The sequence below is a fragment of the Arthrobacter sp. BI5 genome (genome assembly GCF_056680065.1).
The window spans coordinates 778652-799988 of the sequence record NZ_CM155264.1 but is presented as its reverse complement, the minus strand read 5'-3'; the positions used below and the strand labels follow the sequence as shown (position 1 = coordinate 799988).

Sequence of the window (21337 nt, the reverse complement as noted above, 5' to 3'; positions counted from 1 at the left end):
CGGCGGGGGTAGGCGAAGCAGTTGGCCGACTGCATGGCCGCGGCCATGGGCGGCGATTCCGGCGCAGCGGCTACGGCACCACGAACTGCAGCGGAATCCGGGGCGGCGCGGGCGGGCTCCGGGCACAAGAAACCCCTCCGTCCGGGGCAAAATCACCGGAACGGAGGGGTTCGTGGGGCCCCCTGTCGGATTCGAACCGACGACCCCCGCTTTACAAGAGCGGTGCTCTGGCCAACTGAGCTAAGGAGGCAATCCGCCGTCGTCGCCTGACGGAAATCCGGCCCGGCGTTAACTGCTAGATAAGGGTAGCCCACGGACGCCCGCCGGTAAAAAATGCCGGCAAGCGGCGAAAAGCAGCCCGGCCCGGGAGCTGGAATCCGGGACCGGGCTGCTGCCGCGCGAGGTGCTTACTTCTTGGCGTCCACCGCGGCCTGCAGGAACTGCTCGAACGGCGTCTGGGCGCTGTCACCCTTACCCCACTGCTTGCCCTCGACGAAGACCGTCGGCGTTCCGGTAACACCGATGGCCGCCGCCTCCTGGGTGGTGTACTTCACGTACGGGCGGTAGGTCTTGTCATCGACGCACTTGTCGATGCTCTTAGCCCCGACGTCGGTTGCCATCTTCTTCAGCTCTGCGTCGGACAGGCCCGCGCCGCCCTCGGCCGGCTGCTTCGCGAAGAGTTCGTCGACAAAGGCGGAGTACTTCTCGGGGGATTCATTCACCACGCAGGCCGCGGCGTTGGCCGCGCGCGAGGAATAGTTGGTGCTGGAGCGGCTGTCCAGGAAGCCCAGCGGACGGTACTCGACCGAAATCTTGCCCTCGTTGCGCAGCTTGGTGAGGGTCTCGTTGTACTGGGTCTCGAAGTTCTTGCAGACCGGGCAGATGAAGTCGATGTAGAGGACCACCTTCACCGGCTTGCCGGCCACAGCCTCGGCCCCGGGCGCCTTGATCTCGGCGGGCGGGGTGGCGGCGGGGGACGGCAGGTCTGCGACGTTCACGGTGGCCGGGTCCGTCTTGGCCACCTCGGTGTTGGCCAGCAGGGTGACGCCGCCGTGCACGTTGCCGTTCGCCGGGGTCGGGCCCGAGTCTGCCACCGGGGCGTTGTTCTTGATGTTCGAGGTGACCACCAGGGCAACAATTACGACGATGGCGACGACGGCGGCCACAATGCCCCAGCCGATGAGCAGCTTGTTGCGCTTTTCCTTCTTCAGCTGCGCCTCGCGGATCTCACGGGCTTTCTCGCGGGCCGCGGCGGTGCGCTCCGCTTTGGACTGACGGGGTTCGTTTGCGGCGCTCATTAGTTCCTCGTGTCGATCGGCCATGGATGCTCCACTGGGTGGCAACTTCATCATTTTAGGGGAGAAACCTGAGGAGCTTGCGCTTTCAAGTTTCCTTCCGTGTGCCCAACGGACGAATAGCACAGAAGATTCCGCCCGGCTAGGGTGGATGAGAGCCACAAGCGACCCAGGGGGCACCAATGCAAGCAACGGACCACGCCGAGCACCATACTGCGCCGACAGCCGGGAAGCAGGATGCCGCACCTGCGACGGACAAGCACCCGGATGCCTCCGAGGCGGCTGCGAGCTTCGACTTTATGGTGGTGTCCAACCGCATGCCGGTGGACCGGTGCTCCCCGGATGAGCCGGGCTGCGAAGACGGCTGGCGCCGCTCCCCCGGCGGCCTGGTGACGGCGCTGGCCCCCATGATGACCAAGACCGACGGCGCCTGGGTGGGCTGGCATGGCGCCCCGGACGAGCACCTTGAGCCGTTCAGCCACGGCGGCATCGATCTCATCCCTGTCCAGCTGAGCACCCGCGACGTCGAGCTCTACTACGAGGGCTTCTCCAACGCCACACTCTGGCCGCTCTACCACGACGTGATCGCCCCGCCGGAGTTCCACCGTGCCTGGTGGGACACGTACCGCAAGGTCAACAAGCGGTTCGCCGACGCCGTCGTCCGCCACGCCGCCCAAGGCGCCACGGTCTGGGTGCAGGACTACCAGCTCCAGCTGGTTCCGAGGATGCTTCGCGAGGCGCGCCCGGACCTCAAGATCGGCTTCTTCAACCACATCCCGTTCCCGCCGCCGGAGATTTTCGCGCAGCTGCCGTGGCGCCGCGCGATCATCGACGGCCTGCTGGGCGCGGACCTGGTGGGCTTCCAGCGCAGCAGCGACGCCGGGAACTTTATGCGCTCGGCCCGCCGCTTCCTCGGCGCCAGCGTCAAACAGCAGCAGGTGCACGTCAAGGGCGCCGACGGCGAAACCACCCATATTGCCCGCGCCCAGGCTTTCCCGATCTCCATCGACGTCAAGCAGATCAGCGAACTGGCGCGCAAACCGGAGATCATCGAGCGTGCCAAGCAGATCCGCCGGGACCTCGGCAACCCCAAGACCATCCTGCTGGGCGTGGACCGGCTGGACTACACCAAGGGCATCCGGCACCGGCTCAAGGCCTACGAGGAGCTGCTGCAGGACGGCAAGGTCACGGTGGAGGACGCTTCCCTGATCCAGGTGGCAAGCCCCAGCCGCGAGCGCGTCGAGCAGTACCGGCTGCTGCGCGAGGAGGTCGAGGGCACCGTCGGGCACATCAACGGCACCTACGACACCATGCAGAACACCGCCGTCCGCTACCTGCACCACAGCTACCCGATCGAGGAAATGGTGGCCCTCTATCTGGCCGCCGACGTTATGCTCGTCACCGCCCTGCGCGACGGCATGAACCTGGTCGCCAAGGAATACGTCACGGCCCGGACCAACAACGACGGCGCGCTGGTGCTCAGCGAGTTCGCCGGCGCCGCGGACCAGCTCAAGCAGGCGCTTCTGATGAACCCGCACGACATCGACGGCCTCAAGGACACCATCATGCGGGCAGTCAACATGCAGCCCGCCGAGGCCGCCCGCCGGATGCGCGCCATGCGCAAGCAGATCCTTACCCACGACGTCGACCTCTGGTCCGCTGACTTCCTCAGCGCGCTGCAGGAAAAGGTGGTCCGTGATGACTCCTGAGCCCGACCCCGCCACCCGGCTCTCGCTCTCCCCCGAACTGCTGGCGGCCGTGCACCGCGTCGCCGGCACGGAACAATTGTTGGTGGCGATGGATTTCGACGGCACCATGGCCCCGCTGGTGGACCACGCGGCCGACTCCCGCGCCCTGCCCCGCTCGGCCGCGGCCTTCGCCGGCCTCGCGGAACTTCCGCGGACGACGACGGCGCTCATCTCCGGCCGCGCCCTGGACAGCCTCCGGGCGGTCGCCTCGCCGCCGGAGAGGACCCTGCTGATCGGCAGCCACGGCGCGGAAATCTGGATGGGCCCCGGTTCCGCCGAGCTCGTCCTGGAAGACGCCCAGCGGGAACTGCTCGCCGACGTGCGGCGGATCCTGGCCGAAATCGTGGACGTCGCCCCCGGCACGCTGCTTGAGGACAAACCGGCCGGCGTCGTGTTGCACACCCGTCTGGCCGCCGATGACGTCGCCGAGGATGCCGTGGCGGCTGCCAAGGCCGCCTTGCAGGACCGCCCGGGGGTCTTCCTCAAAACCGGAAACCGCGTGCTGGAAACCGCCGTCGTCCACGCCTCCAAGGGCGAGGGCGTCTCCTTCCTCCGCCAAGCCAGCGGGGCCACCGCAGTTGTGTTCGCGGGGGACGACACCACGGACGAGGACGCCCTGGGCAGCCTCCTCCGCGGCGACCTGGGCGTCAAAGTGGGGCTCGACTTCACCCAGGCCGAGTTCCGGGTGGAGGCACCGGTGCATGTCTCCGAACTGCTGGAGGCGCTGCTGCGCGAACGGACGAAGGTCGTCGGGAGCTGACGGGCTACACCTCTCCGGGCGAAGCGTCGGGTTCGTAGCCGATCAGCCAGTGCAGACCATGACGGTCGATGACCTGTCCGTCCGAGGCGCCCCACGGCTTCGGCGCAAGGGGGTCCACCACCCGTCCGCCGACAGCGAGTTTGTCGAACCAGTCGTGCAGCACCGCCGGCTCGGCAGTGCCCAGCAACGAGAGCATGACGCCCTCCAGCCGGACACTCTTCTCGCCCGGCGCCGCATCCGATCCTGCCAAACCCACGACGCCGTCGAGCATTCCGTGCGCTATGGCGTCCGGCGGGCCGTCGTTGCGGCTGAACTGCTCGTACGTGAACAAGGAAAGCTTCCCGCCGAACACCTCAGCATAGAAGCGAAGTGCTTCGCCCGCCGTGCCGGGGAAACTGACATAGATCTGGAGGGCCGTCATGCGGACAGCCTATACACCCGTTTCCGGCGCCACGTGACGGAACCCACCTGTGACATCCGTAACTTTTCCACCCTAAAACCAAAAATCTGACATACTCTGGATGTGATGTGGCGCACAACTACCGTGCGGCGTCATTGGATGCTCCTCGGCTTCGGCCGGGGAGCATGCGCATCCGCCTCCGGATGCCACAACTGAATACGAAGAACCATTCACTACGGATCGTCCGGCACGTACCTGCCGGTGAAGGGATTGATAACTGTGGCTACAGTTACTTTTGATAACGCTACGCGTCTGTACCCGGGCACAGAGAAGCCCGCTGTTGACAAGCTCAACATTGAAATCGCCGATGGCGAATTCCTGGTCCTCGTTGGGCCCTCCGGCTGCGGCAAGTCCACCTCCCTGCGCATGCTCGCAGGCCTTGAGGACGTGAACTCCGGCCGGATCCTGATCGGCGACCGCGACGTCACCGACATGCCGCCCAAGGACCGCGACATCGCGATGGTGTTCCAGAACTACGCCCTGTACCCGCACATGACCGTCGCGGACAACATGGGCTTCGCGCTGAAGATCGCCGGCGTCAGCAAGGAAGAACGCGCCGAGCGTGTCCGTGAAGCCGCCAAGCTCCTGGACCTCGAGCCGTACCTGGACCGCAAGCCGAAGGCGCTCTCCGGCGGCCAGCGCCAGCGCGTCGCCATGGGCCGCGCAATCGTGCGTAACCCGCAGGTCTTCCTGATGGACGAGCCGTTGTCCAACCTCGATGCCAAGCTCCGCGTGCAGACCCGCACGCAGATCGCGTCGCTGACCCGCCGCCTCGGCGTCACCACGGTCTACGTCACCCACGACCAGGTCGAGGCCATGACCATGGGCGACCGCGTCGCCGTCCTCAAGGACGGCCTGCTGATGCAGGTTGACACCCCGCGCAACCTCTACGACAAGCCGAAGAACGTGTTCGTCGCCGGCTTCATCGGCTCACCGGCCATGAACCTGCTCGAACTCCCGGTCGTCGACGGCGGCGTGCAGTTCGGCGGCACCGTTTACCCGGTCCCGCGCGATGTCCTTGAGGTCGCTTCCGGCTCCACCGTCACCCTGGGCACGCGTCCCGAAGACCTTGAGACCGCGCCGCAGGGCGAGGGCCTCCAGGTCGAGGTCGACGTCGTCGAAGAACTCGGCGCCGACGCCTACGTCTACGGCCACACCACGCTGGACGGCAAGGACCACGACATCGTGGCCCGCGTCGACGGCCGCCGTCCCCCGATGAAGGGTGAGACCGTCTGGGTCCGCCCGCAGTCGGGCCACGTGCACCTGTTCGACACCAAGACCGGCCTGCGCCTCGGCGACTAGTCCCCACCGGCTCCCTCACCTCGCTCCGCTTCGGCCAGGGAACCCTGCCGGCGTGGGCCCTCCCGCGTTGAAACTGACGGCGGTCCTCCTCCGGGAGGGCCGCCGTCGGCCGTTAACCGGCAGATTTTAGGCGGGGCCTGCCCTCGTACGGGAGAATTGCGTTATGACCGAGGACAACGGTGCCCAGTGGCACGACGAACCCACTGACTACGGCCAGATCGGCAAGCTGCCCCGGTACGAGGCCGCCAGCGCCAACGACGACAAGGCAGTATCCAGTTCGCTGAGCATCACGGCCGCGGCCACGGAGCCCGAACTGCTGGACCTGCCCTGGCACATCGCCCTGGAGGATTGGCCGGCGGAATACCTGGCGGCCCTCCCCCGCGGTATCTCCCGGCACATCGTGCGCTTCGCCCACCTCGGCGGCTCCGTGATCGCCATCAAGGAAACCTCCGAGCACGTTGCCCGGCACGAGTACCACATGCTCCGCAAGCTCGCCCGGCTGGACGTGCCCTGCGTTGAGCCGGTGGCGGTCATCACCGGACGGACCACCCCGGAGGGCCGCCCGCTGAACCCCGTGCTGGTCACCCGGCACCTCAAGTTCTCCATGCCCTACCGCGCCTTGTTTTCCCAGATGCTGCGCAAGGACACCCTGACCCGCCTGATCGATGCCCAGGCCCTGCTGCTGGTCCGGCTGCACCTGATCGGCTTCTACTGGGGTGACGTCTCGCTCTCCAACACGCTGTTCCGGCGCGACGCCGGGGCGTTCGCCGCGTATCTCGTGGACGCCGAAACCGGCGAGCTGTATCCGGACCTGTCCACCGGCCAGCGCGAGTACGACCTGGAGATCGCCCGGGTCAACATCGCGGGTGAACTGATGGACCTGCTCGACGGCGGGCTGATCGAGGAGAAGGTGGACCCGGTCGCCACCAGCGAGCTGATCATGGAGAGCTACCGGCGGCTCTGGACCGAGCTGACCGAGAAGGAGTCCTTCGAAATCGGTGAGCGCTGGCGCGTGGCCGCCCGCATCCGGCGGCTCAACGAACTCGGCTTCGACGTCGAGGAATACGCCATCAAGACGACGCAGAACGGCTCCACGATCCAGCTTCAGCCCAAGGTGGTGGACGCCGGGCACCACCAGCGCCGGCTGCTTCGGCTGACCGGGCTGGATGCGCAGGAAAACCAGGCCCGGCGGCTGCTGAACGACATGGATTCCTTCCGGGCGGACAACAACCCGGGCATGGACGAGGAATACAGCGCGCACCTGTGGGTGAGCCAGATTTTCGAGCCGATTGTCCGGTCGATCCCGCGCGACCTGTCCGGCAAGCTTGAGCCCGCGGAGGCCGTGCACGAGATCCTGGAGCACCGCTGGTACATGTCCGAGAAGGAGAACCGGCACATTCCGCTGGCCGAGGCCGTGCAGTCCTACATCGACTCCGAACTCCGGCACCGCCGCGACGAGGCCGCGATCATGCTCAACCCGGACACCGAACTGCTCAAGATCCTCGAGGTCGAGACCGAGGAGTCCCGCTACGGCAAGGACGAGTCGGTCGAGGAATACCCGGACTCCGACGACTAACCCGCCAAAGTCCGTCCCGGTGGAGCGGGTTCCAGCACAGGCGCGCTAAATCGCCTTGCCCGGGTTCAGGATCCCGGCCGGGTCGAAGAGTTCCTTGATCCGGCGCTGCAGCTCGCGCACCGGTTCCTTCTGCTCCAGGCCCAGCCAGCGCAGCTTGTACTGGCCGACGCCGTGCTCCCCCGTGATGGTGCCGCCCATCGCGAGCGCCACGGTGACGGAATTATCCAGGGCGGCGCCGAGCCGTTCCATGGCGGCGGCGTCCACGGCGTCGTCGGCCCGGTCCACCCAGAAGGTGGGGTGCAGGTTGCCGTCACCGGCGTGCGCCACGACCTTGAGCTTCACCTGGTGCCTGACGGCCATCGCCTCCAGCTCCGCGACGTAGTCCACCAGCCGGGACCGCGGCACGGCGACGTCCTCGCCCACCCGGTATTCGTCGTCGACTTCCACCCCCCGGCTGTTGCGGCGGAGCTCCACGAGCTGTTCGGCCTCGGCGTTGGCCTCCATGGTCACCACGGCGCCGCCGGCGGCCAGCAGCGGCCGGATCGCGGCAGCCTCCGCCGCGGCGCCAAAGCCGTCGGTCTGGATCAGCAGCAGGGAGGCGCCCCGGGCGGCCAGGTCCGAGCCGTGGGCGTCGTCGAGCTGGGCGAGCGACCCGCCGTCGAGCAGTTCCATAATCGCCGGCTGCACGCGCGCCTTGCCCACCGCGAGGACACCCGCCGCGGCGCTGCGGAAGTCGGGGTAGAACGCGGCGATGGTGTGGACTTCCCGGGGCAGATACTTCAGCCGCACCGTTATCCCGACGACGATCCCGAGGGTCCCCTCGGAGCCCACGAACAGTCCGGTGAGGTCGTAGCCGGCCACGCCTTTGAAGGTCTGGTGTCCGGTGTGGATGAGGGTGCCGTCCGCGAGGACGACGTCGAGCGCCAGGACGGAGTCGCGGGTGACCCCGTACTTCGCGCACCGCAGGCCGCCGGCGTTGGTGGCGACGTTGCCGCCGATGGTGGAGACCCTGTAGCTGGCAGGATCCGGGGCGTACATCAGGCCGTGCACCGCGGCGGCGGCGTTGAGCTCGGCGTTGATGACGCCGGGTTCGACGACGGCGGTCTCGTCGTCCGGGTTCAGGTCCAGGATGCGGTTCATCCGTTCCAGGCTGAGCACCACGCAGTTTTCGCTGGCGTGCGCGCCGCCGGAGACTCCGGTGCCCGCGCCGCGGGCCACCAGCGGGATCCGGCCGGCGGCGCAGGCCTGCACCACTGCCTGGACGTCCGCCACGGATTCGGCCAGGACCACCGCCTGCGGGAGCTGGTAGTCCAGCACCGGCGCCTGGTCCACGGCATAGGCGCCCAAGGTGGCCTCATCCACGGCGACTTTCCCGCTGCCCAGGGCGGAAGTCAGCTCCTCAACAATGCTGCGCATGCGCTCTCCAGTTCTCCATCGAATCCGGCCGTCAGTCTTGACCTTCAGTCTAGGGTGCCGGCAGCCCGCCCCCGGGCAGCCCGACTCCGGGCAGCACCCAGACGGCGGCGGCGGGGCCGCCGGCCCGGAACAGCGCACCCGCCGGGGCCGCCGGGTCCGGGTCGGGGTCCGCGGTCGGGGCCTGGGCCGGGTCCGCGCCCGGGGCAGCGGTGATGCTGCCGGCGGCAAAAGCCGGCGTGTGCGCGAGCGCGGCGAGCTGCCGGGCGGAGAGCAGGCCCGCAGCGAGTTCGACGTCCGCGGCGGCCCTGGCCACCACCACCAGCACCGCGCTGTCCGCGGTTTCGCGCACGAAGGCCAGCGCGTCGCCTTGCGCATGCAGCCAGCGGATCCCGCCGCCGGTGAGCGCGGGCTGTTCCCGGCGCAGCGCGGTGAGTGCGGCGTAGACTCCCCGGAGGTCGTTCAGGATCCGTCCCGGATCGGTCCAGGGCATGGGCGTGCGGGAGAACTCCCCGTTGTCGCCCTTGAGCCCGAACTCGTCCCCGGCGAACACCACCGGCACGCCGGGCAGGGTGATCATCAGCACCGCGCCGAGCTGCTGGCCGCCGTCGAGCATGACGGTGGCGGCCCGGGCCGTGTCGTGGCTGTTCAGCGCGTTCATGTTCTGCTGCCGGACGTCCCAGCTGAAGGCGGCGGCCAGGTCCTGGTGTGTGGCGAGGAAATCCGCCGCGTCCATCCGGTTGGGCCCGGGCAGCGGGGTGCCGAAGAAGTTGACGTGGCCGGCGTCGCCGGACAGCCAGGCCCAGAGCGGGCGGGTGAAGTTGGAGTACGTCATGGCGCCGTGCCAGTGCTCGCCGCTGAAGTCCGGTGCGGCGTCGTTGGTCGCTTCGGCCAGCAGCGCCGCGTCCGGGTTGATCCCGCGGACCCGGTCCGCGATCAACCGGGCCACCTCCTGGTTGAGGTCGGCCGCCCCGAGCCGCCCGGTCATGTTGCCGACGTCGATCCGCCAGCCGTCCAGGTTGAACGGGGGCCGGAGCCAGCGGGCCACCGGGGAATCGTCGTCCAAGACGAACTTCTGCCGCAGGGCCGCCGAGGCCCAGTTCAGTTTGGGCAGCGAGGCCACCCCGTACCAGGCTTCGTAGGAGCTGTGGTCCTTGCTGAAGTAGTAGTAGCCGGCCTCCTCGGAGCCAGGCGCGGCCAGGGCGCGCTGGAACCATTCGTGCGCGTCGCCGGAGTGGTTGGCGGTCAGGTCCCCCATCACCTTCAGGCCGCGGGCGTGCGCCGCTTTCACCAGCTCAACCAGGGCCTCGTCGCCGCCCAGGAGCGGGTCCACCATGGAAAAGGTCGAGGCGTCGTAGCGGTGGTTGGACCGGGCGGGGAAAAACGGCGTCAGGTAGATGATGTCCGCCCCGAGCCCCTGGATGTGGTCCAGGTGCTCGGTGATGCCGGGGAGGTCGCCGCCGTAAAACTGGAACGGCGTCTCGGCGGAGGCGCCCTGCACCGGGGTGTCCCAGTCGCAGGGCACGGCCCAGTCCGGGACCGGGTGCGCCGCTGCCCGGGCGGAGCGGGCAAAACGGTCGGGGAAGACCTGGTAGAGGGTGCCTTGTCGCAGCCACGGCGGGGCGGCCGGGAACGTGGTCAGCCGGAAGTCCGCGTAGTCGGAGACGTCCCGGCTGAAGAGGCCCTGCGCGTTGAGGCTCCAGTACCGCGTCCCGGCCTCGATCAGGAACCGGTAGCGGGCCACCGGGTTGGTGACGGTCATGCCCGCTTCCCACCAGACCCAGCCGTCGGCGTCCCCGAGGTTCACGCAGCTCTCGTACCGCGGTTCGCCGTCGTGCACGGAGCGCAGCCAGACCCGGCTGGCCGCACCCCAGGCCGCCGGGATGCGGACCCGGAGCCGGGCCGTGGCTCCGGGACCCGCCGGCTGCACCGCGTGCAGGCCGGAGCCGTCGTGGTGCGGGAGCAGGCCCGCCGCGGCAGCACCGGACATGCCTAGCCCTTCACCGAGCCCGCCGTGAGCCCGCTGACGATGTAGCGCTGCAGGAACAGGAACAGGGCCATCACCGGGATGGCGGAGATGACGGCGCCAGCGGCAAAGACGCCCCAGTTTTCGGAGCGCTGCTGCGCCACGAAGGAGTAGAGCCCGACGGCGAGGGTCTGGCTGTCCGGGTCCGTGAGCACCACGCTGGCGATCACGAATTCGCCGGAGATGGCGATGAAGGACAGCAGGCCCACGACGGCCAGGATCGGCGTGACCAGGCGCATGATGATGCCGAAGAAGATCTGGGTGTGGCTGGCGCCGTCGATCTTGGCGGCCTCATCCAGTGACTGCGGCACGGTGTTGAAGAAGCCGTACATCAGGTAGGTGTTCACGCCCAGGGCGCCGCCGAGGTAGACCATGATCAGGCCCAGCTGGCTGCCCAGTCCCAGCGCGGGAATGACCTCGGAGATGCCGCTGAGCAGCAGGAAGATGGCCACCACGGCGAGCAGCTGCGGGAACATCTGCAGCAGGAGCAGGCTCAGCAGCCCGATCCGGCGGCCCTTGAAGCGCATCCGGGAGAAGGCGTAGGCCGCCATCGCGCCGAGGAACACCGTGGCCGCGGAGGTCACGCCGCCCACCACCATGGTGTTCAGGAACCATTGGGCAAAGGGCCGCGAGGGCATGTTGAACAGGGCGGTGAAGTTGCCGAAGTCGATCTTGCTGAACAGCGCGTTGGAGCCCACCAGGGTGCCGGTGGAGTTCAGAGCCGCGGAAAGGACGTAGAGCAACGGGAAGACCGCGAAGATCGTCACGATGATGCCCACCAGGTGGCGCCAGCCCTTGTCCTTGAACCAGACGCCGAAGGGGCGCCGGCGCCGCAGCGACTTGAGGTATTCGACGTCGGTGGTGCCGGTGCCGGCGCCGGTGGTGCCTGTGCCGCGTTCGGCGTCGTCCGCCGTTACGGCGGTGCGCGATGCTGACCCGTTCATGAGTTCACGTCCTCGAGTGCCTTGGTCTGCTTGAAACTGATGGCCGAGACGGTGGCCACGATGATGAAGATGATGATGGCCAGCGCACTGGCGAGGCCGTAGTCACGGCCGGTGCCCTGCCCGAACGCCACCTTGTACACCAGGGTGATCAGGATGTCGGTGGCTCCGATGTCCCGGTCCGTGTCGGCAAAGCGGGGTCCGCCGCCGGTGAGCATAAAGATCACATTGAAGTTGTTGAAGTTGAAGGCGAAGGAGGAGATCAGCAGCGGCGCGATCGACACCAGCAGCAGCGGCAGCTTGATGGAGCGGAACACCCGCCACGGGCCGGCGCCGTCCATCCGGGCGGCCTCGTCCAGTTCGGAGGGCAGCGACTGCAGGGCCCCGGTGCAGACCAGGAACATGTAGGGGAAGCCCAGCCAGAGGTTGACCATGAGGACGCTGATCTTGGCCAGGACCGGGTCGGTGAGCCAGCCGATCGAGGCTCCGCCGAGCAGGGTCTGGTTGAGCCAGCCGAACTCGGGGTTGAGGATGCCGGACCAGACCAGGCCGGTGAGGAAGGCCGGGAAGGCGTAGGGCAGGATCATCAGGATCCGGTATGCCTTCTTGCCTTTGAGGTCCTCGCGGTTGAACGTGATGGCCAGGAACAGCCCCAGCGCGAAGGTCAGCGCCACCGAGGCCACGGCGAAGGTGAAGGTCCAGAGGATGACGCCCAGGAGCGGGCCCCGCAGGCTGGGATCGGTGAAGGCGCGGGCGAAGTTTTCCATCCCGACGTCGATCTTCCAGCCGGTGGAGAGCTGCTCGCCGTTGTCCGCCGCGAAGGCGCCCTTGCCGTTGTCGCGGTAGACGGAACCGGTGGCCGTGTCCGTGAAGGTGTCCGCGGCGGCGTCGTACTTCAGCGCCGGCTTGAACTGGTAGGCGTTGCTGCCGTCCGCGGTGCGCAGGGTGCCGTCGGCCGGGTCCGCGGAGACCGGGACGGTGATGCCCAGGATGCTCTGCTGGTTGGCGACGATTTCCTGGAAGTTCAGGGTCCGGTAGCCGTCCAGCGTCTTGGCCTTGCCGGTGGAGTCTTTGCCGGCCCCGGAGACTTCCTCCAGCGGCTTCTCGGTGCTGCCCAGCGAGACCTTGCCCTGCGGGTCGGTGAAGAGCAGGTAGAAGGAGTTGTCCTTGGCCAGCACGGAGGCCTTGTAGGCCGGTGAATCCGGGACGCGCTTCTGCGCCGTGAGCTGGATGGCGGCGATCGCATCATCCTTGGTGCTGTTGTGGCCGTCGCCGTAGTTGGTGAAGGCAATGTAGCCGCTGAACATGACCACAAAGACCTGGAAGACCAACAGGAACAGCACACCGGGGGCCAGGTACTTGGCGGGCAGGCCGCCCTTGCGGAGGTAGATCCAGTTGATCACCAGCACGACGGCGGCGGAGACTCCCAGCGCCAGCCACGACTGGCTCAGGAAGAGCATCATCAGGACGTAGACGGCAAGGGCGTCCACGAGGCCCAGCAGCACGATCTTGGCGATGGTCCCCTTCGTGCCCTCCGGTCCGGACCGGCGTCGGCGGACGCTGCTGGCCTGCCGGCCGGGGGTGTTGGGGGCGGTGTCCGGGGCGGACGACGCTGCGGGGTCTGTGTCCTCGCGGAGTTCGGTTTCTGACATGGCTGTCTACAGTCCTTGGGAGAAGCTCGGGTGATGCAGGAACGGGCCGGGCGGCTTGACGGCCGCCCGGCCCGGTGCTGCCGGTTCCCGGCGCAAACGTCAGGAACCGGCGCGGGACTAACCCTTGATTTTCGCCTTGATGCTGGCGGCCATCTTGGCCCAGTCAGCGGCCGGGTCGCCCTGGCCCTTGATCAGGGCGAGCTCGGTGGCTCCCCAGTCGGCCCACACCGCGCTCATTTCCGGGATGGCCGGCATCGGGACGCCGGTGGCGCCGATCTTGCCGAACGCGGCCACGACCGGGTCGCTGGAGGCCTTCTCGAAGGAGGCCTTCAGGGCCGGCGGGCGGCCGCCGGCCTTGTACATGGAGTCCTGTGCTTCCTCGGAGGTGAGGTAGTTGGTGACGAACTCGTTGGTGGCCAGCGCGTTGGCGCTCTTGGCGCTGATGAAGAAGCCGTTGACGCCGATGAACGGCTGGGCCGGCTGGTCACCGGCGGTCGGCAGCTCGTCAACAGCGAACTTGATGCCCTTCTTCTGCACGTCCGGAAGGTTCCACGGGCCGGTCAGGTAGTACGGGGACTCGCCGGCGAGGAACTTCTCCTTGGCGATGTCGCCGGTGATGTTGGAATTGATGATCTTTTCGCCCTTGTCGCCCCAGGCGGTGAGCTTCTTGGCGAACTCGACGCCGGCGGCGTCGCCGATCAGCAGCTGCTTCGGGTCGTAGCCGCCGTCGGCAGCCTTGCCGAAGACCTGCGAACCCATGGAGGCCTGCAGCGGGTACAGGTGGTACGGGTCGCCCTGCTTCGGGTCCATGCCGACCAGGAACGGGAACTTGGCCTTGCCGTCGGCGACGGCCTTCTTGCCGTTCGCAATGACCTCGTCCATGGTCTTGGCCGCGTCCGGGACGATGGCCGTGTTGCGCAGCAGCGCGATGTTCTCAACCGCGTAGGGAACCCCGTAGACCGAGCCGTTGTAGGTCATGGCCTTGACCGAGGACTCCTGGAAGGCGTCCTTCTTGTCGCCGAGCTCAACCGGTGCGATCACACCGTTCTGGACGAACTTGCCTACCCAGTCATGCGGACCGACGATCAGGTCCGGGCCCTTGCCGGTGGGGACCTGGGTGATGAAGTCGTCGCGGACGGCGGCGAAGTCCTTGACCACGAGCTTGACGTCGATGCCGGTGTCGGCCTTGAACTTCGCGGTGATGTCCTTCAGTGCGGGCGAGCGCTCGGCGTCGACCCACATGGTGATCGTGCCGGCGCCGCCGGACTTGAGGTCCGGCTTCGCGGTGGCCGTGGCCGTGGCCGGGCCGGTGGCTGCTGCCCCGCCGCAGGCACTGAGCGCCAGCGCCGCAACGACGGAAATCGCACCGGCCGTGAATACCCGGCGGCTGGTTCCGGTTGTGAGGGTGTTCTGCACCTTCATTGGTGTCCCTTTCATAAAATCCTGCATCCACGCGGAGGGCTCTTCGGAAGATTCCTGGCCCGGTGGCATCGTCGGTGATGTGGCTCACAGCTGCAAGCGCTTCCAAGCTACACGGTGGTGAACGCTTTGGAAAGTCATTCTAGCGTGGCGTGTCGCGGGGCGAGGACCAGGCCGGAAAACCGCGGGACACCGGCAGGAGGCCAGCTGGTGCGGAACCTGCGGGCCAGAGCCGCGGATCGATCGCAGGCACTCCGGGCGGCACAAATGATTTATCGACTGGAAGCGTTTTCAATTTCGACGTCGGGGACTTACGATTACCGGCATGTCCGTTGATTCAGTACTCACAGCCCCCGCCGCACTGGCCGGCCCGCTGACCCTGGTGCACGCCGCAGATGACACCCCCGGCTGGTGGCGCTCGGCCGTGATCTACCAGGTGTACCCGCGCTCGTTCCGGGACCTTAACGGCGACGGCGTCGGCGATCTCGCCGGCATCACCGCCGAACTCCCCCAGCTCGCCGAGCTGGAGATCGATGCTGTCTGGCTCTCGCCGTTCTACCGCTCCCCGCAGCGCGACGCCGGCTACGACGTCAGCGACTACTGCGACGTCGACCCCCTATTCGGAACCCTGGCCGACTTCGACGCCATGATGGCCGAAGCCACGCGCCTTGGGCTGCGGCTGATCGTGGACCTGGTGCCGAACCACTGCTCGGACCAACACGCCGCGTTCCAGGCCGCGCTGGCTGCTCCCGCGGGCAGCCCGGAACGGGACATGTTCATCTTCCGCGACGGCCGCGGTGACTCCGGCGAGCAGCCGCCGAACAACTGGCAGTCGCACTTCGGCGGACCGGCCTGGACCCGCATCAGCGAACCTGACGGCACCCCGGGCCAGTGGTACCTGCACCTCTTCGACACCTCCCAGCCCGACTTCAACTGGGACAACGACGCCGTCCACGCCGAATTTGAGCGCGTCCTGCGCTTCTGGCTGGACCGCGGCGTCTCCGGCTTCCGCGTCGACGTCGCCCACGCCCTCGTCAAGGCACCGGGACTGCCCGAATGGGGCGGCCGCGCCGACGGCAACAGCTCGCACGGCTTCCCCGGCCATGAAGCCCCGATGTTCGGCCAGCCCGCGCTGCACGACATCTACCGGACCTGGCGCCGAATCTTGGCCGAATACGGCCCCGACCGCATTCTCTGCGCCGAAGCCAACGTGGACCCGCTCCCCCGGCTGGCCGACTGGGTCCGCCCGGACGAGATGCACCAGGCCTTCAACTTCCCCTACCTGCACGCGGGACTGGACGTGCACCGCATGCGCCACGTCATTACCGAGTCACTGACCGCGCTGGACGCCGTCGGTGCGCCGAGCACCTGGGTGCTGTCCAACCACGACGTCGTCCGCCACGCCACCCGCTTCGGCTACCACGGTCCGGCACCCCGCGACGGCGACGGCATCGGCCCGGCCGACGTGCAGCCGGACGAGGAACTCGGCCGCTCCCGGGCTGCGGCGGCGTCCATGTTTATGCTGGGCCTGCCCGGCGGCGCGTACCTCTACCAGGGCGAGGAGCTCGGCCTGCCCGACGGAATCGACATTCCGGACAGCCAGCGCCAGGACCCCACCTTCGGGCGGACCGGCGGCGAGCGGCTGGGCCGGGACGGCTGCCGGGTTCCGTTGCCGTGGCGTTCCGGCGAGCCGCACGCGGGCTTCGGCGCGGGCGCGGATCCGTGGCTGCCGCAGCCGGCGAGCTTCGCCGGCCTGGCCCGGGACGCGCAGGCCGCGTCGCCGTCGTCGCACCTGTCCCTGTACCGGCGGATGCTGGTGCTCCGGCGGGAACTCAGCCTCGGCCAGGGTTCGCTCACATGGTTGGAGAACTGGTGCACGGACACCTCGCTGGCCTACCTCAACGGCACCACCGCGGTGCTGCTGAACGTCGGGCCGGAGCCGCTCGAGCTGCCCGCCGGACAGGTACTGCTGCGCAGCTCCGTGTCTGCGGAACAGGGCGACGACGCGCATCGGTTAAGCTCAGGTGAAACTGTTTGGCTGGAAATCTACATCGAGGACACGGAGAGCTGAGAATGCCCGGCATCAAGGACGTCGCGGAACGGGCCGGCCTCTCCATCGCCACTGTTTCGCGCGCCTTGAGCGGCAAGGGCAATGTCTCGGCCCAGAGCCGCGAACGGGCCCAGGCCGCCGCCACGGAACTTGGTTTCGTGCTGTCCTACCACGCCTCCAGCCTGGCGTCCGGGCGGAACCACAACGTCGGCGTCGTGGTTCCGTCCGTGCACCGCTGGTTTTTTTCCTCGGTGGTGGAGGGCGTTTCCGCCACCCTGCTCGACGCCGGTTACGACCTCACGCTGTACAACGTCAGTGAAGGCGAGGAACGCCGGCATAGCGTGCTCAATGACTTCCTGCTGCGCAAGCGGGTGGACGCCGTCATCGCTGTCTCGCTGGAACTCAGCGAGGCCGAGATCCAGCAGCTGCTGGCTATTCACCGACCCATTGTGGGAATTGGCGGGCCGCTGCCGGGTGCCTCGACCATCCGGATCAACGATTCCGGCATCGCGGAGTCGGCCGCCCGGCACCTCATCCAGCTCGGCCACAGCAGGATTGCGCACATGACCGGTGACGCAGCGTACGAGAAGGACTTCCGGCTGCCCGGAACCCGGCAGGGCGGCTTCACCAAGGCCATGCGCGACGCCGGACTGACGATCCGTCCGGAATGGCTGGTGTCCGCCGACTTCACCATCCAGGGCGCCTACGCCAGCGCTCGTCAGCTGCTGGGCAGCTCTCCGGAGCGCCCCACCGCGGTCTTCGCGGCCTCGGATGAGATGGCTATTGGCACCATCCTCGCCGCCCGCGACTTCGGGCTGCGCGTGCCCCAGGATCTGTCGGTCATCGGCATCGACGGCCACGAACTCGGCGAGCTCTTCGGCCTGACCACCATCGACCAGGATCCGCGGGGCCAGGGCGCCATGGCCGTCCGGCGTCTGCTCGCCGGACTTGAGGGCGACGGCGACACCGCAGAGGCGGACACCGAGTATCCGACCAGGTTCGTGATCCGCTCCAGCACGGCCGTCCCGCCGGTCGACGCCGCGCCCCTGCGGGGAACTCATAGATAGTCCCTCAAATTAGAGACCACGGCACCGGAGGGATAACCTACCCATTCGTGCCTGCCGTGCCGGAAGAGCTCGACCGCACGATCCATACACATGTACACGTCCTGATTTCCGATATCTGGTCGATGTTTCAGGGCTTGTCGCAGGTCCTTTCTGTTCATTGCGAGTTCTTCTCCGTTGGGGCCGATAAGCACAAAGGTCCAATGGTGTCTCCAGCCCAAGAAGCCGGTCCTTGTATGTTCGACGACTCTGAAGAACTTTTCTTTATACATGTCATTCACCTAGATTCCACGACGCCTGTGGGTCCGTGCTATAACCCGAATATCCAGAGACCTGCTTTAGTTCCATGTCATAGTAAGGACTAGGATCCATCGGGGGTATTCCCTTGACCCTTGGTCCCATCGGTGCCCCGATATCCACGAGAGACTTTCCCTGCATCATTTGATAGTCAATCCACTTCTTATTTGCCCAGATATGAACCTTTTCGTGACTCCATGCTCCTGCCCATGGCCATCGTGCCCGCGTTCGGGCGCGCGGTGACAGCTGCCATTACTTTCTGCCCGATCTTGTGCCCGGCAGCCCCGCCGGCAACCCCGGTAGCGGAACCGATAACAGTACCTCCAGCGGTCGCTCCAAGAGCGCCGGAGACAGTATGGGGTCCAGGACCGGTGTAATAACCATAAGCACCTTGAATGCCCCCACCAATGCCACCCGAACTAGACCCGGCCACGAGGGTCGCCTTCGCCCCGGTCAAACCTGCCCGGGCGGCGATACCGGCACCGCCAAAACCGCCGAGGGCGCCGCTGAGCAGAACTTCTCCCACGTCCACTTTGCCTGTTGTCGCTTTCTGGATGATCATATCTGCGCCTGCGCCCACGAGCCCCATGCCGATAGGTCCGCCCACTCCGGTGGCCATAAGGACCCCACCGGCGATCACCATGGCGCCGGCAGCGACGTACTCCCAGTTGTTCTTCCACCAGTCCCCTGGCGCGGCGAACGCTCCGCGGCTTGAGCCGTCGTAGGCCTTCAGCTCGCCGTCGGTCGGGGGCCGCAGGCCGGTGGGGTCGGTGGTGTTGAGGGGGTTGTTGCCGGCGTAGGCGTAGGGGTTGCCGTCCCAGCCCGCCCCGAGGACGGGGGCGAGGGGGTCGGTGGAGAGGAAGCCACGCGTGGCCGGGTCGTAGGCACGGGCGCCGAGCCAATCCAGGCCTGCGATGTCCAGGCCGCCATTGCCGGTGAGGGTGATCCCGGCAGGCAGAGCGCAAGCCAGCGCTGAGACGGCACCCAGACCGGCGGCGCCGGGTTCCGGCGTGGTGGCCGCTGCTGCGCCGATGACGGCCCAGGGGTCGTTCTGGTCGGTGGGGCGGGCAGCACGCCACCCCGGTGCGGTCCAGGCGTCGCCGATACCGGTCACGCCACCGGGCAAGGAGAGGACCTGCCCGCCGCCGATTCCGGCCAGGGTGGGGATCGGGTTGGCGGTATCCCACCACAGTTCCGAACCATCAACGGCGGCGAGTTCGCCCAGCGCGTCCACCCACAGCTCATGCCGTGAAAGCTGCGCCCCGTCGGGGTTCCGGTCAACGGTTCTCTGCAGTTGCCCGGTCTGTCCCCAGGCGTATTCGGTCCAGGACCCGTCCGGGCGGATCTGCCGGGTGCGCCGGCCCAGGCCGTCATGGACGTACTCCGTCCGGGACCCGTCGGGCTCGGTCACGGACAACAACTGCCCGGCTGAGTCGTGCTCATATGCCCGGGACCCACCGGGGAAAGTTTCGCGCAGGAGCCGCCCGCCGGCGTCGTACTCCCACCCCGACGCAGCAACGTCCGGAGAGCCGTCCCGGGTCGTCGCGACCGCGACCATTTGCCCGGCCCCGTCGTACCCGTACCGGGTCACGGCACCGGCGCGGGTCAGCCCGGTGATCCTGCCGTCCCCGTCGCGTCCGATCAACGTCACATCGGCCGAGCCCGGATCTGTGCGGTCCGTGCGGCTGTGTTCGGCCAGAGCGCCGTTGCGGTAAACCCATTCCTGCACCAACTCCCCGGCGGTGGCAGAGGTAAGCCGCCCCGACGCGTCGTGGGTGAAGACCGCCTCGCCTAGCATCGGGTTACTCACGCCGGCAACCCGTCCGGCAGCGTCCAGGGTATAGCGGGTGGTGGTCCCGGATGCGTCGGTAAAGGCGGTACGGTTCCCGTCGGCGTCGTACACACCCAGGACATTCCCTGGCCGCCGCGGGTGCGGGAGGTCAGCCGCCCGCACCGGTCGAAGCCGAGTTCGTGTTCCACAGCCAGCCCGTCACCGCGGGTGTGGTCGGTGATGACCACCCGGCGTCGGAGCAGGTCCCGGCTGACGGAGACCAGGAGCTGCCCCCCGTGTCCGACGGCGAAAAGGGTCTGCGATTCTCCGACGGCTGCGGCGGGGCCCTGGCAGTCGACAGCTCCGGGCTCACCGTAACGGCCCTTCAAATCACACCCCAGTGCACGGTGCGCGCGAGTGTTGGCAACTTCACCGAGCTTCAGTCCCCGAGCTTCGCGATCACGTCCCGCGAGGGCTCCTAGCGACCACGACCGGAGGCTCCGGTGCCGACGTCGTTAGTCCGGCCACGAAGGCGACCGCCCAGGGGCGGCCGGACATCATTCCTCGGAGCCGCCCATGAATCGGACGAACCGCTGCAGCACGCCGGGCCAGCCCGCCTGGTAATCCGTACGCGTGGCGGCGGGGTCCTGGGCGCCTTCCCAGCCGCTGTGCACCAACCGCACCTCAGTGCCGCCTTCCACGGCTCGGAAGGCCACCCGCAGCTCCGTCGACCATAGGGCCTGCGTACCGGGATGCCACGTGGTGTGGAAGGACAGTGGCGCCTGCCAGTCGTCGATGGATCCCCAGACGGCGGTCCTGCCGTCGTCGGCGGTCTCAAGAATGAGGCTCTCCTCGAACTCCACGTATGACCCCGCCCCGAAGACGCTGTGGCCCTCCAGCGGCCACCAGAGGTGCGTGTGCTCGGTAAAGCCCATGAAGGCCCTCGCGACCGCGCCCGGGACGACGACGGTACACACGACCGGTTCCAGTGCGTCCTCCCCGCCGGGATCCGGGGCGGCTGCGGCGTGGCTGAAGAGATTGTCCATGGTCAACAACTTTACGTTGCACCGCACGCCAGATCCTCCCGCCCCCACCGGTCGCTCCCGCACCTCTGACGCGTTTGCCCCCAACGCTCCCTCACATCTGACCGATTACGCAGGCCGGTGCTGAGGGAGGGTTTGTAGTGTGCGCTCCGGTGCTGAGGGAGGGTCTGTGGTGTGGGCTCCGGTACTGAGGGAGCGTCGCTCTTTTGGGTGCCGGCGCGTTCTGCGGGAGGGTTCTGTGGTTTTGGGTGTTAAAGGGGGAGAGCCTCCAACCTGGTGGTTGGAGGCTCTCGACCTATTGTATGTCCGGCGGTGACCTACTCTCCCACACCCTCCCGGGTGCAGTACCATCGGCGCTGTGGGTCTTAGCTTCCGGGTTCGGAATGGGACCGGGCGTTTCCCCCACGCTATGACCGCCGTAACCCTTGCTCCGCACCCCTGGTTCCGCTTGTGCGGGGTTCCGTGGGTGGGAAATCTGTGGTTACAACTTCCTGCCCCTGGGGGCAGTGTGGTGTTGTTA

General features: G+C 67.6%; 16 protein-coding genes, 1 tRNA gene and 1 rRNA gene. 7 read left to right on the top strand and 11 right to left on the bottom strand.

Annotated elements, in window-relative coordinates; translation table 11 throughout:
• Positions 1 to 173: 173 nt before the first annotated feature.
• Positions 174 to 250: transfer RNA gene (locus tag AC1MED_RS03765), tRNA-Thr, on the bottom strand.
• Between the two features lie 157 nt (positions 251 to 407).
• Positions 408 to 1298: a DsbA family protein gene (locus AC1MED_RS03760; RefSeq protein WP_479785492.1), complete on the bottom strand. Its 891-nt coding sequence runs from the start codon at positions 1296 to 1298 to the stop codon at positions 408 to 410.
• Between the two features lie 296 nt (positions 1299 to 1594).
• Between AC1MED_RS03760 and AC1MED_RS03755 the strand changes: the two genes are divergently transcribed.
• Together AC1MED_RS03755 and otsB are read left to right on the top strand one after the other, a co-directional pair.
• Positions 1595 to 3004, top strand: a complete 1410-nt coding sequence (locus AC1MED_RS03755) for an alpha,alpha-trehalose-phosphate synthase (UDP-forming) (protein WP_346960099.1) — start codon at positions 1595 to 1597, stop codon at positions 3002 to 3004.
• Entirely contained in the window at positions 2994 to 3803 is an 810-nt protein-coding gene (otsB, locus tag AC1MED_RS03750) for a trehalose-phosphatase (RefSeq protein WP_479785490.1), read from the top strand. The genes AC1MED_RS03755 and otsB overlap by 11 nt, the downstream gene beginning before the upstream one ends.
• A 4-nt stretch (positions 3804 to 3807) precedes the next feature.
• Here otsB and AC1MED_RS03745 read toward each other — a convergent pair whose 3' ends face one another.
• Positions 3808 to 4224 carry a VOC family protein gene (locus tag AC1MED_RS03745; RefSeq protein ID WP_479785489.1) on the bottom strand — a complete coding sequence of 139 codons (417 nt, stop codon included), beginning with the start codon at positions 4222 to 4224 and terminating at the stop codon, positions 3808 to 3810.
• 258 nt (positions 4225 to 4482) lie between these two features.
• Here AC1MED_RS03745 and AC1MED_RS03740 point away from each other — a divergent pair, with 258 nt between their 5' ends.
• Positions 4483 to 5565 carry an ABC transporter ATP-binding protein gene (locus AC1MED_RS03740; protein WP_346960039.1) on the top strand — a complete coding sequence of 361 codons (1083 nt, stop codon included), beginning with the start codon at positions 4483 to 4485 and terminating at the stop codon, positions 5563 to 5565.
• Positions 5566 to 5728: 163 nt separating this feature from the next.
• Positions 5729 to 7141 (top strand): DUF4032 domain-containing protein, encoded by a 1413-nt coding sequence (locus AC1MED_RS03735; RefSeq protein WP_346960038.1) that lies wholly within the window; start codon positions 5729 to 5731, stop codon positions 7139 to 7141.
• A gap of 45 nt (positions 7142 to 7186) precedes the next feature.
• Here AC1MED_RS03735 and AC1MED_RS03730 read toward each other — a convergent pair whose 3' ends face one another.
• The 5 genes from AC1MED_RS03730 to AC1MED_RS03710 form a co-directional block, all read right to left on the bottom strand.
• A complete protein-coding gene (locus AC1MED_RS03730) occupies positions 7187 to 8557 on the bottom strand; it encodes an FAD-binding oxidoreductase (RefSeq protein ID WP_479785487.1) in 1371 nt (456 codons plus the stop codon).
• A gap of 49 nt (positions 8558 to 8606) precedes the next feature.
• Positions 8607 to 10544: a glycoside hydrolase family 13 protein gene (locus tag AC1MED_RS03725; RefSeq protein WP_479785486.1), complete on the bottom strand. Its 1938-nt coding sequence runs from the start codon at positions 10542 to 10544 to the stop codon at positions 8607 to 8609.
• A 2-nt stretch (positions 10545 to 10546) separates the two neighbouring features.
• Positions 10547 to 11524 carry a sugar ABC transporter permease gene (locus tag AC1MED_RS03720; RefSeq protein WP_479785484.1) on the bottom strand — a complete coding sequence of 326 codons (978 nt, stop codon included), beginning with the start codon at positions 11522 to 11524 and terminating at the stop codon, positions 10547 to 10549.
• Positions 11521 to 13173, bottom strand: a complete 1653-nt coding sequence (locus AC1MED_RS03715) for an ABC transporter permease subunit (RefSeq protein ID WP_479785483.1) — start codon at positions 13171 to 13173, stop codon at positions 11521 to 11523. The genes AC1MED_RS03720 and AC1MED_RS03715 overlap by 4 nt, the downstream gene beginning before the upstream one ends.
• Positions 13174 to 13290: 117 nt before the next feature.
• On the bottom strand, positions 13291 to 14595 hold the full coding sequence (locus AC1MED_RS03710) for a sugar ABC transporter substrate-binding protein (protein WP_479785481.1): 1305 nt from the start codon (positions 14593 to 14595) through the stop codon (positions 13291 to 13293).
• A 322-nt stretch (positions 14596 to 14917) separates the two neighbouring features.
• Between AC1MED_RS03710 and AC1MED_RS03705 the strand changes: the two genes are divergently transcribed.
• Positions 14918 to 16663 carry a glycoside hydrolase family 13 protein gene (locus tag AC1MED_RS03705; protein ID WP_479785480.1) on the top strand — a complete coding sequence of 582 codons (1746 nt, stop codon included), beginning with the start codon at positions 14918 to 14920 and terminating at the stop codon, positions 16661 to 16663.
• 2 nt (positions 16664 to 16665) lie between these two features.
• Positions 16666 to 17709 (top strand): LacI family DNA-binding transcriptional regulator, encoded by a 1044-nt coding sequence (locus AC1MED_RS03700; protein ID WP_346960031.1) that lies wholly within the window; start codon positions 16666 to 16668, stop codon positions 17707 to 17709.
• Between the two features lie 457 nt (positions 17710 to 18166).
• On the opposite strand, the gene AC1MED_RS03695 is transcribed toward AC1MED_RS03700, so the two are convergent.
• On the bottom strand, positions 18167 to 19906 hold the full coding sequence (locus AC1MED_RS03695; RefSeq protein WP_479785479.1) for an RHS repeat-associated core domain-containing protein: 1740 nt from the start codon (positions 19904 to 19906) through the stop codon (positions 18167 to 18169).
• 68 nt (positions 19907 to 19974) lie between these two features.
• Between AC1MED_RS03695 and AC1MED_RS03690 the strand changes: the two genes are divergently transcribed.
• Positions 19975 to 20256: a hypothetical protein gene (locus AC1MED_RS03690; RefSeq protein ID WP_479785477.1), complete on the top strand. Its 282-nt coding sequence runs from the start codon at positions 19975 to 19977 to the stop codon at positions 20254 to 20256.
• 75 nt (positions 20257 to 20331) lie between these two features.
• On the opposite strand, the gene AC1MED_RS03685 is transcribed toward AC1MED_RS03690, so the two are convergent.
• Positions 20332 to 20820, bottom strand: a complete 489-nt coding sequence (locus AC1MED_RS03685; protein WP_479785476.1) for an SRPBCC domain-containing protein — start codon at positions 20818 to 20820, stop codon at positions 20332 to 20334.
• Positions 20821 to 21121: 301 nt separating this feature from the next.
• A 5S ribosomal RNA gene (rrf, locus tag AC1MED_RS03680) occupies positions 21122 to 21238 on the bottom strand.
• Positions 21239 to 21337 lie beyond the last annotated feature (99 nt).

Bases quoted from the DNA above. Each gene is read 5' to 3' on its own strand.
- AC1MED_RS03760 (WP_479785492.1), bottom strand. From the start codon at position 1,298: ATGAGCGCCGCAAACGAACCCCGTCAGTCCAAAGCGGAGCGCACCGCC.
- AC1MED_RS03755 (WP_346960099.1), top strand. From the start codon at position 1,595: ATGGTGGTGTCCAACCGCATGCCGGTGGACCGGTGCTCCCCGGATGAG.
- otsB (WP_479785490.1), top strand. From the start codon at position 2,994: ATGACTCCTGAGCCCGACCCCGCCACCCGGCTCTCGCTCTCCCCCGAA.
- AC1MED_RS03745 (WP_479785489.1), bottom strand. From the start codon at position 4,224: ATGACGGCCCTCCAGATCTATGTCAGTTTCCCCGGCACGGCGGGCGAA.
- AC1MED_RS03735 (WP_346960038.1), top strand. From the start codon at position 5,729: ATGACCGAGGACAACGGTGCCCAGTGGCACGACGAACCCACTGACTAC.
- AC1MED_RS03730 (WP_479785487.1), bottom strand. From the start codon at position 8,557: ATGCGCAGCATTGTTGAGGAGCTGACTTCCGCCCTGGGCAGCGGGAAA.
- AC1MED_RS03725 (WP_479785486.1), bottom strand. From the start codon at position 10,544: ATGTCCGGTGCTGCCGCGGCGGGCCTGCTCCCGCACCACGACGGCTCC.
- AC1MED_RS03720 (WP_479785484.1), bottom strand. From the start codon at position 11,524: ATGAACGGGTCAGCATCGCGCACCGCCGTAACGGCGGACGACGCCGAA.
- AC1MED_RS03715 (WP_479785483.1), bottom strand. From the start codon at position 13,173: ATGTCAGAAACCGAACTCCGCGAGGACACAGACCCCGCAGCGTCGTCC.
- AC1MED_RS03710 (WP_479785481.1), bottom strand. From the start codon at position 14,595: ATGAAGGTGCAGAACACCCTCACAACCGGAACCAGCCGCCGGGTATTC.
- AC1MED_RS03705 (WP_479785480.1), top strand. From the start codon at position 14,918: ATGTCCGTTGATTCAGTACTCACAGCCCCCGCCGCACTGGCCGGCCCG.
- AC1MED_RS03700 (WP_346960031.1), top strand. From the start codon at position 16,666: ATGCCCGGCATCAAGGACGTCGCGGAACGGGCCGGCCTCTCCATCGCC.
- AC1MED_RS03685 (WP_479785476.1), bottom strand. From the start codon at position 20,820: ATGGACAATCTCTTCAGCCACGCCGCAGCCGCCCCGGATCCCGGCGGG.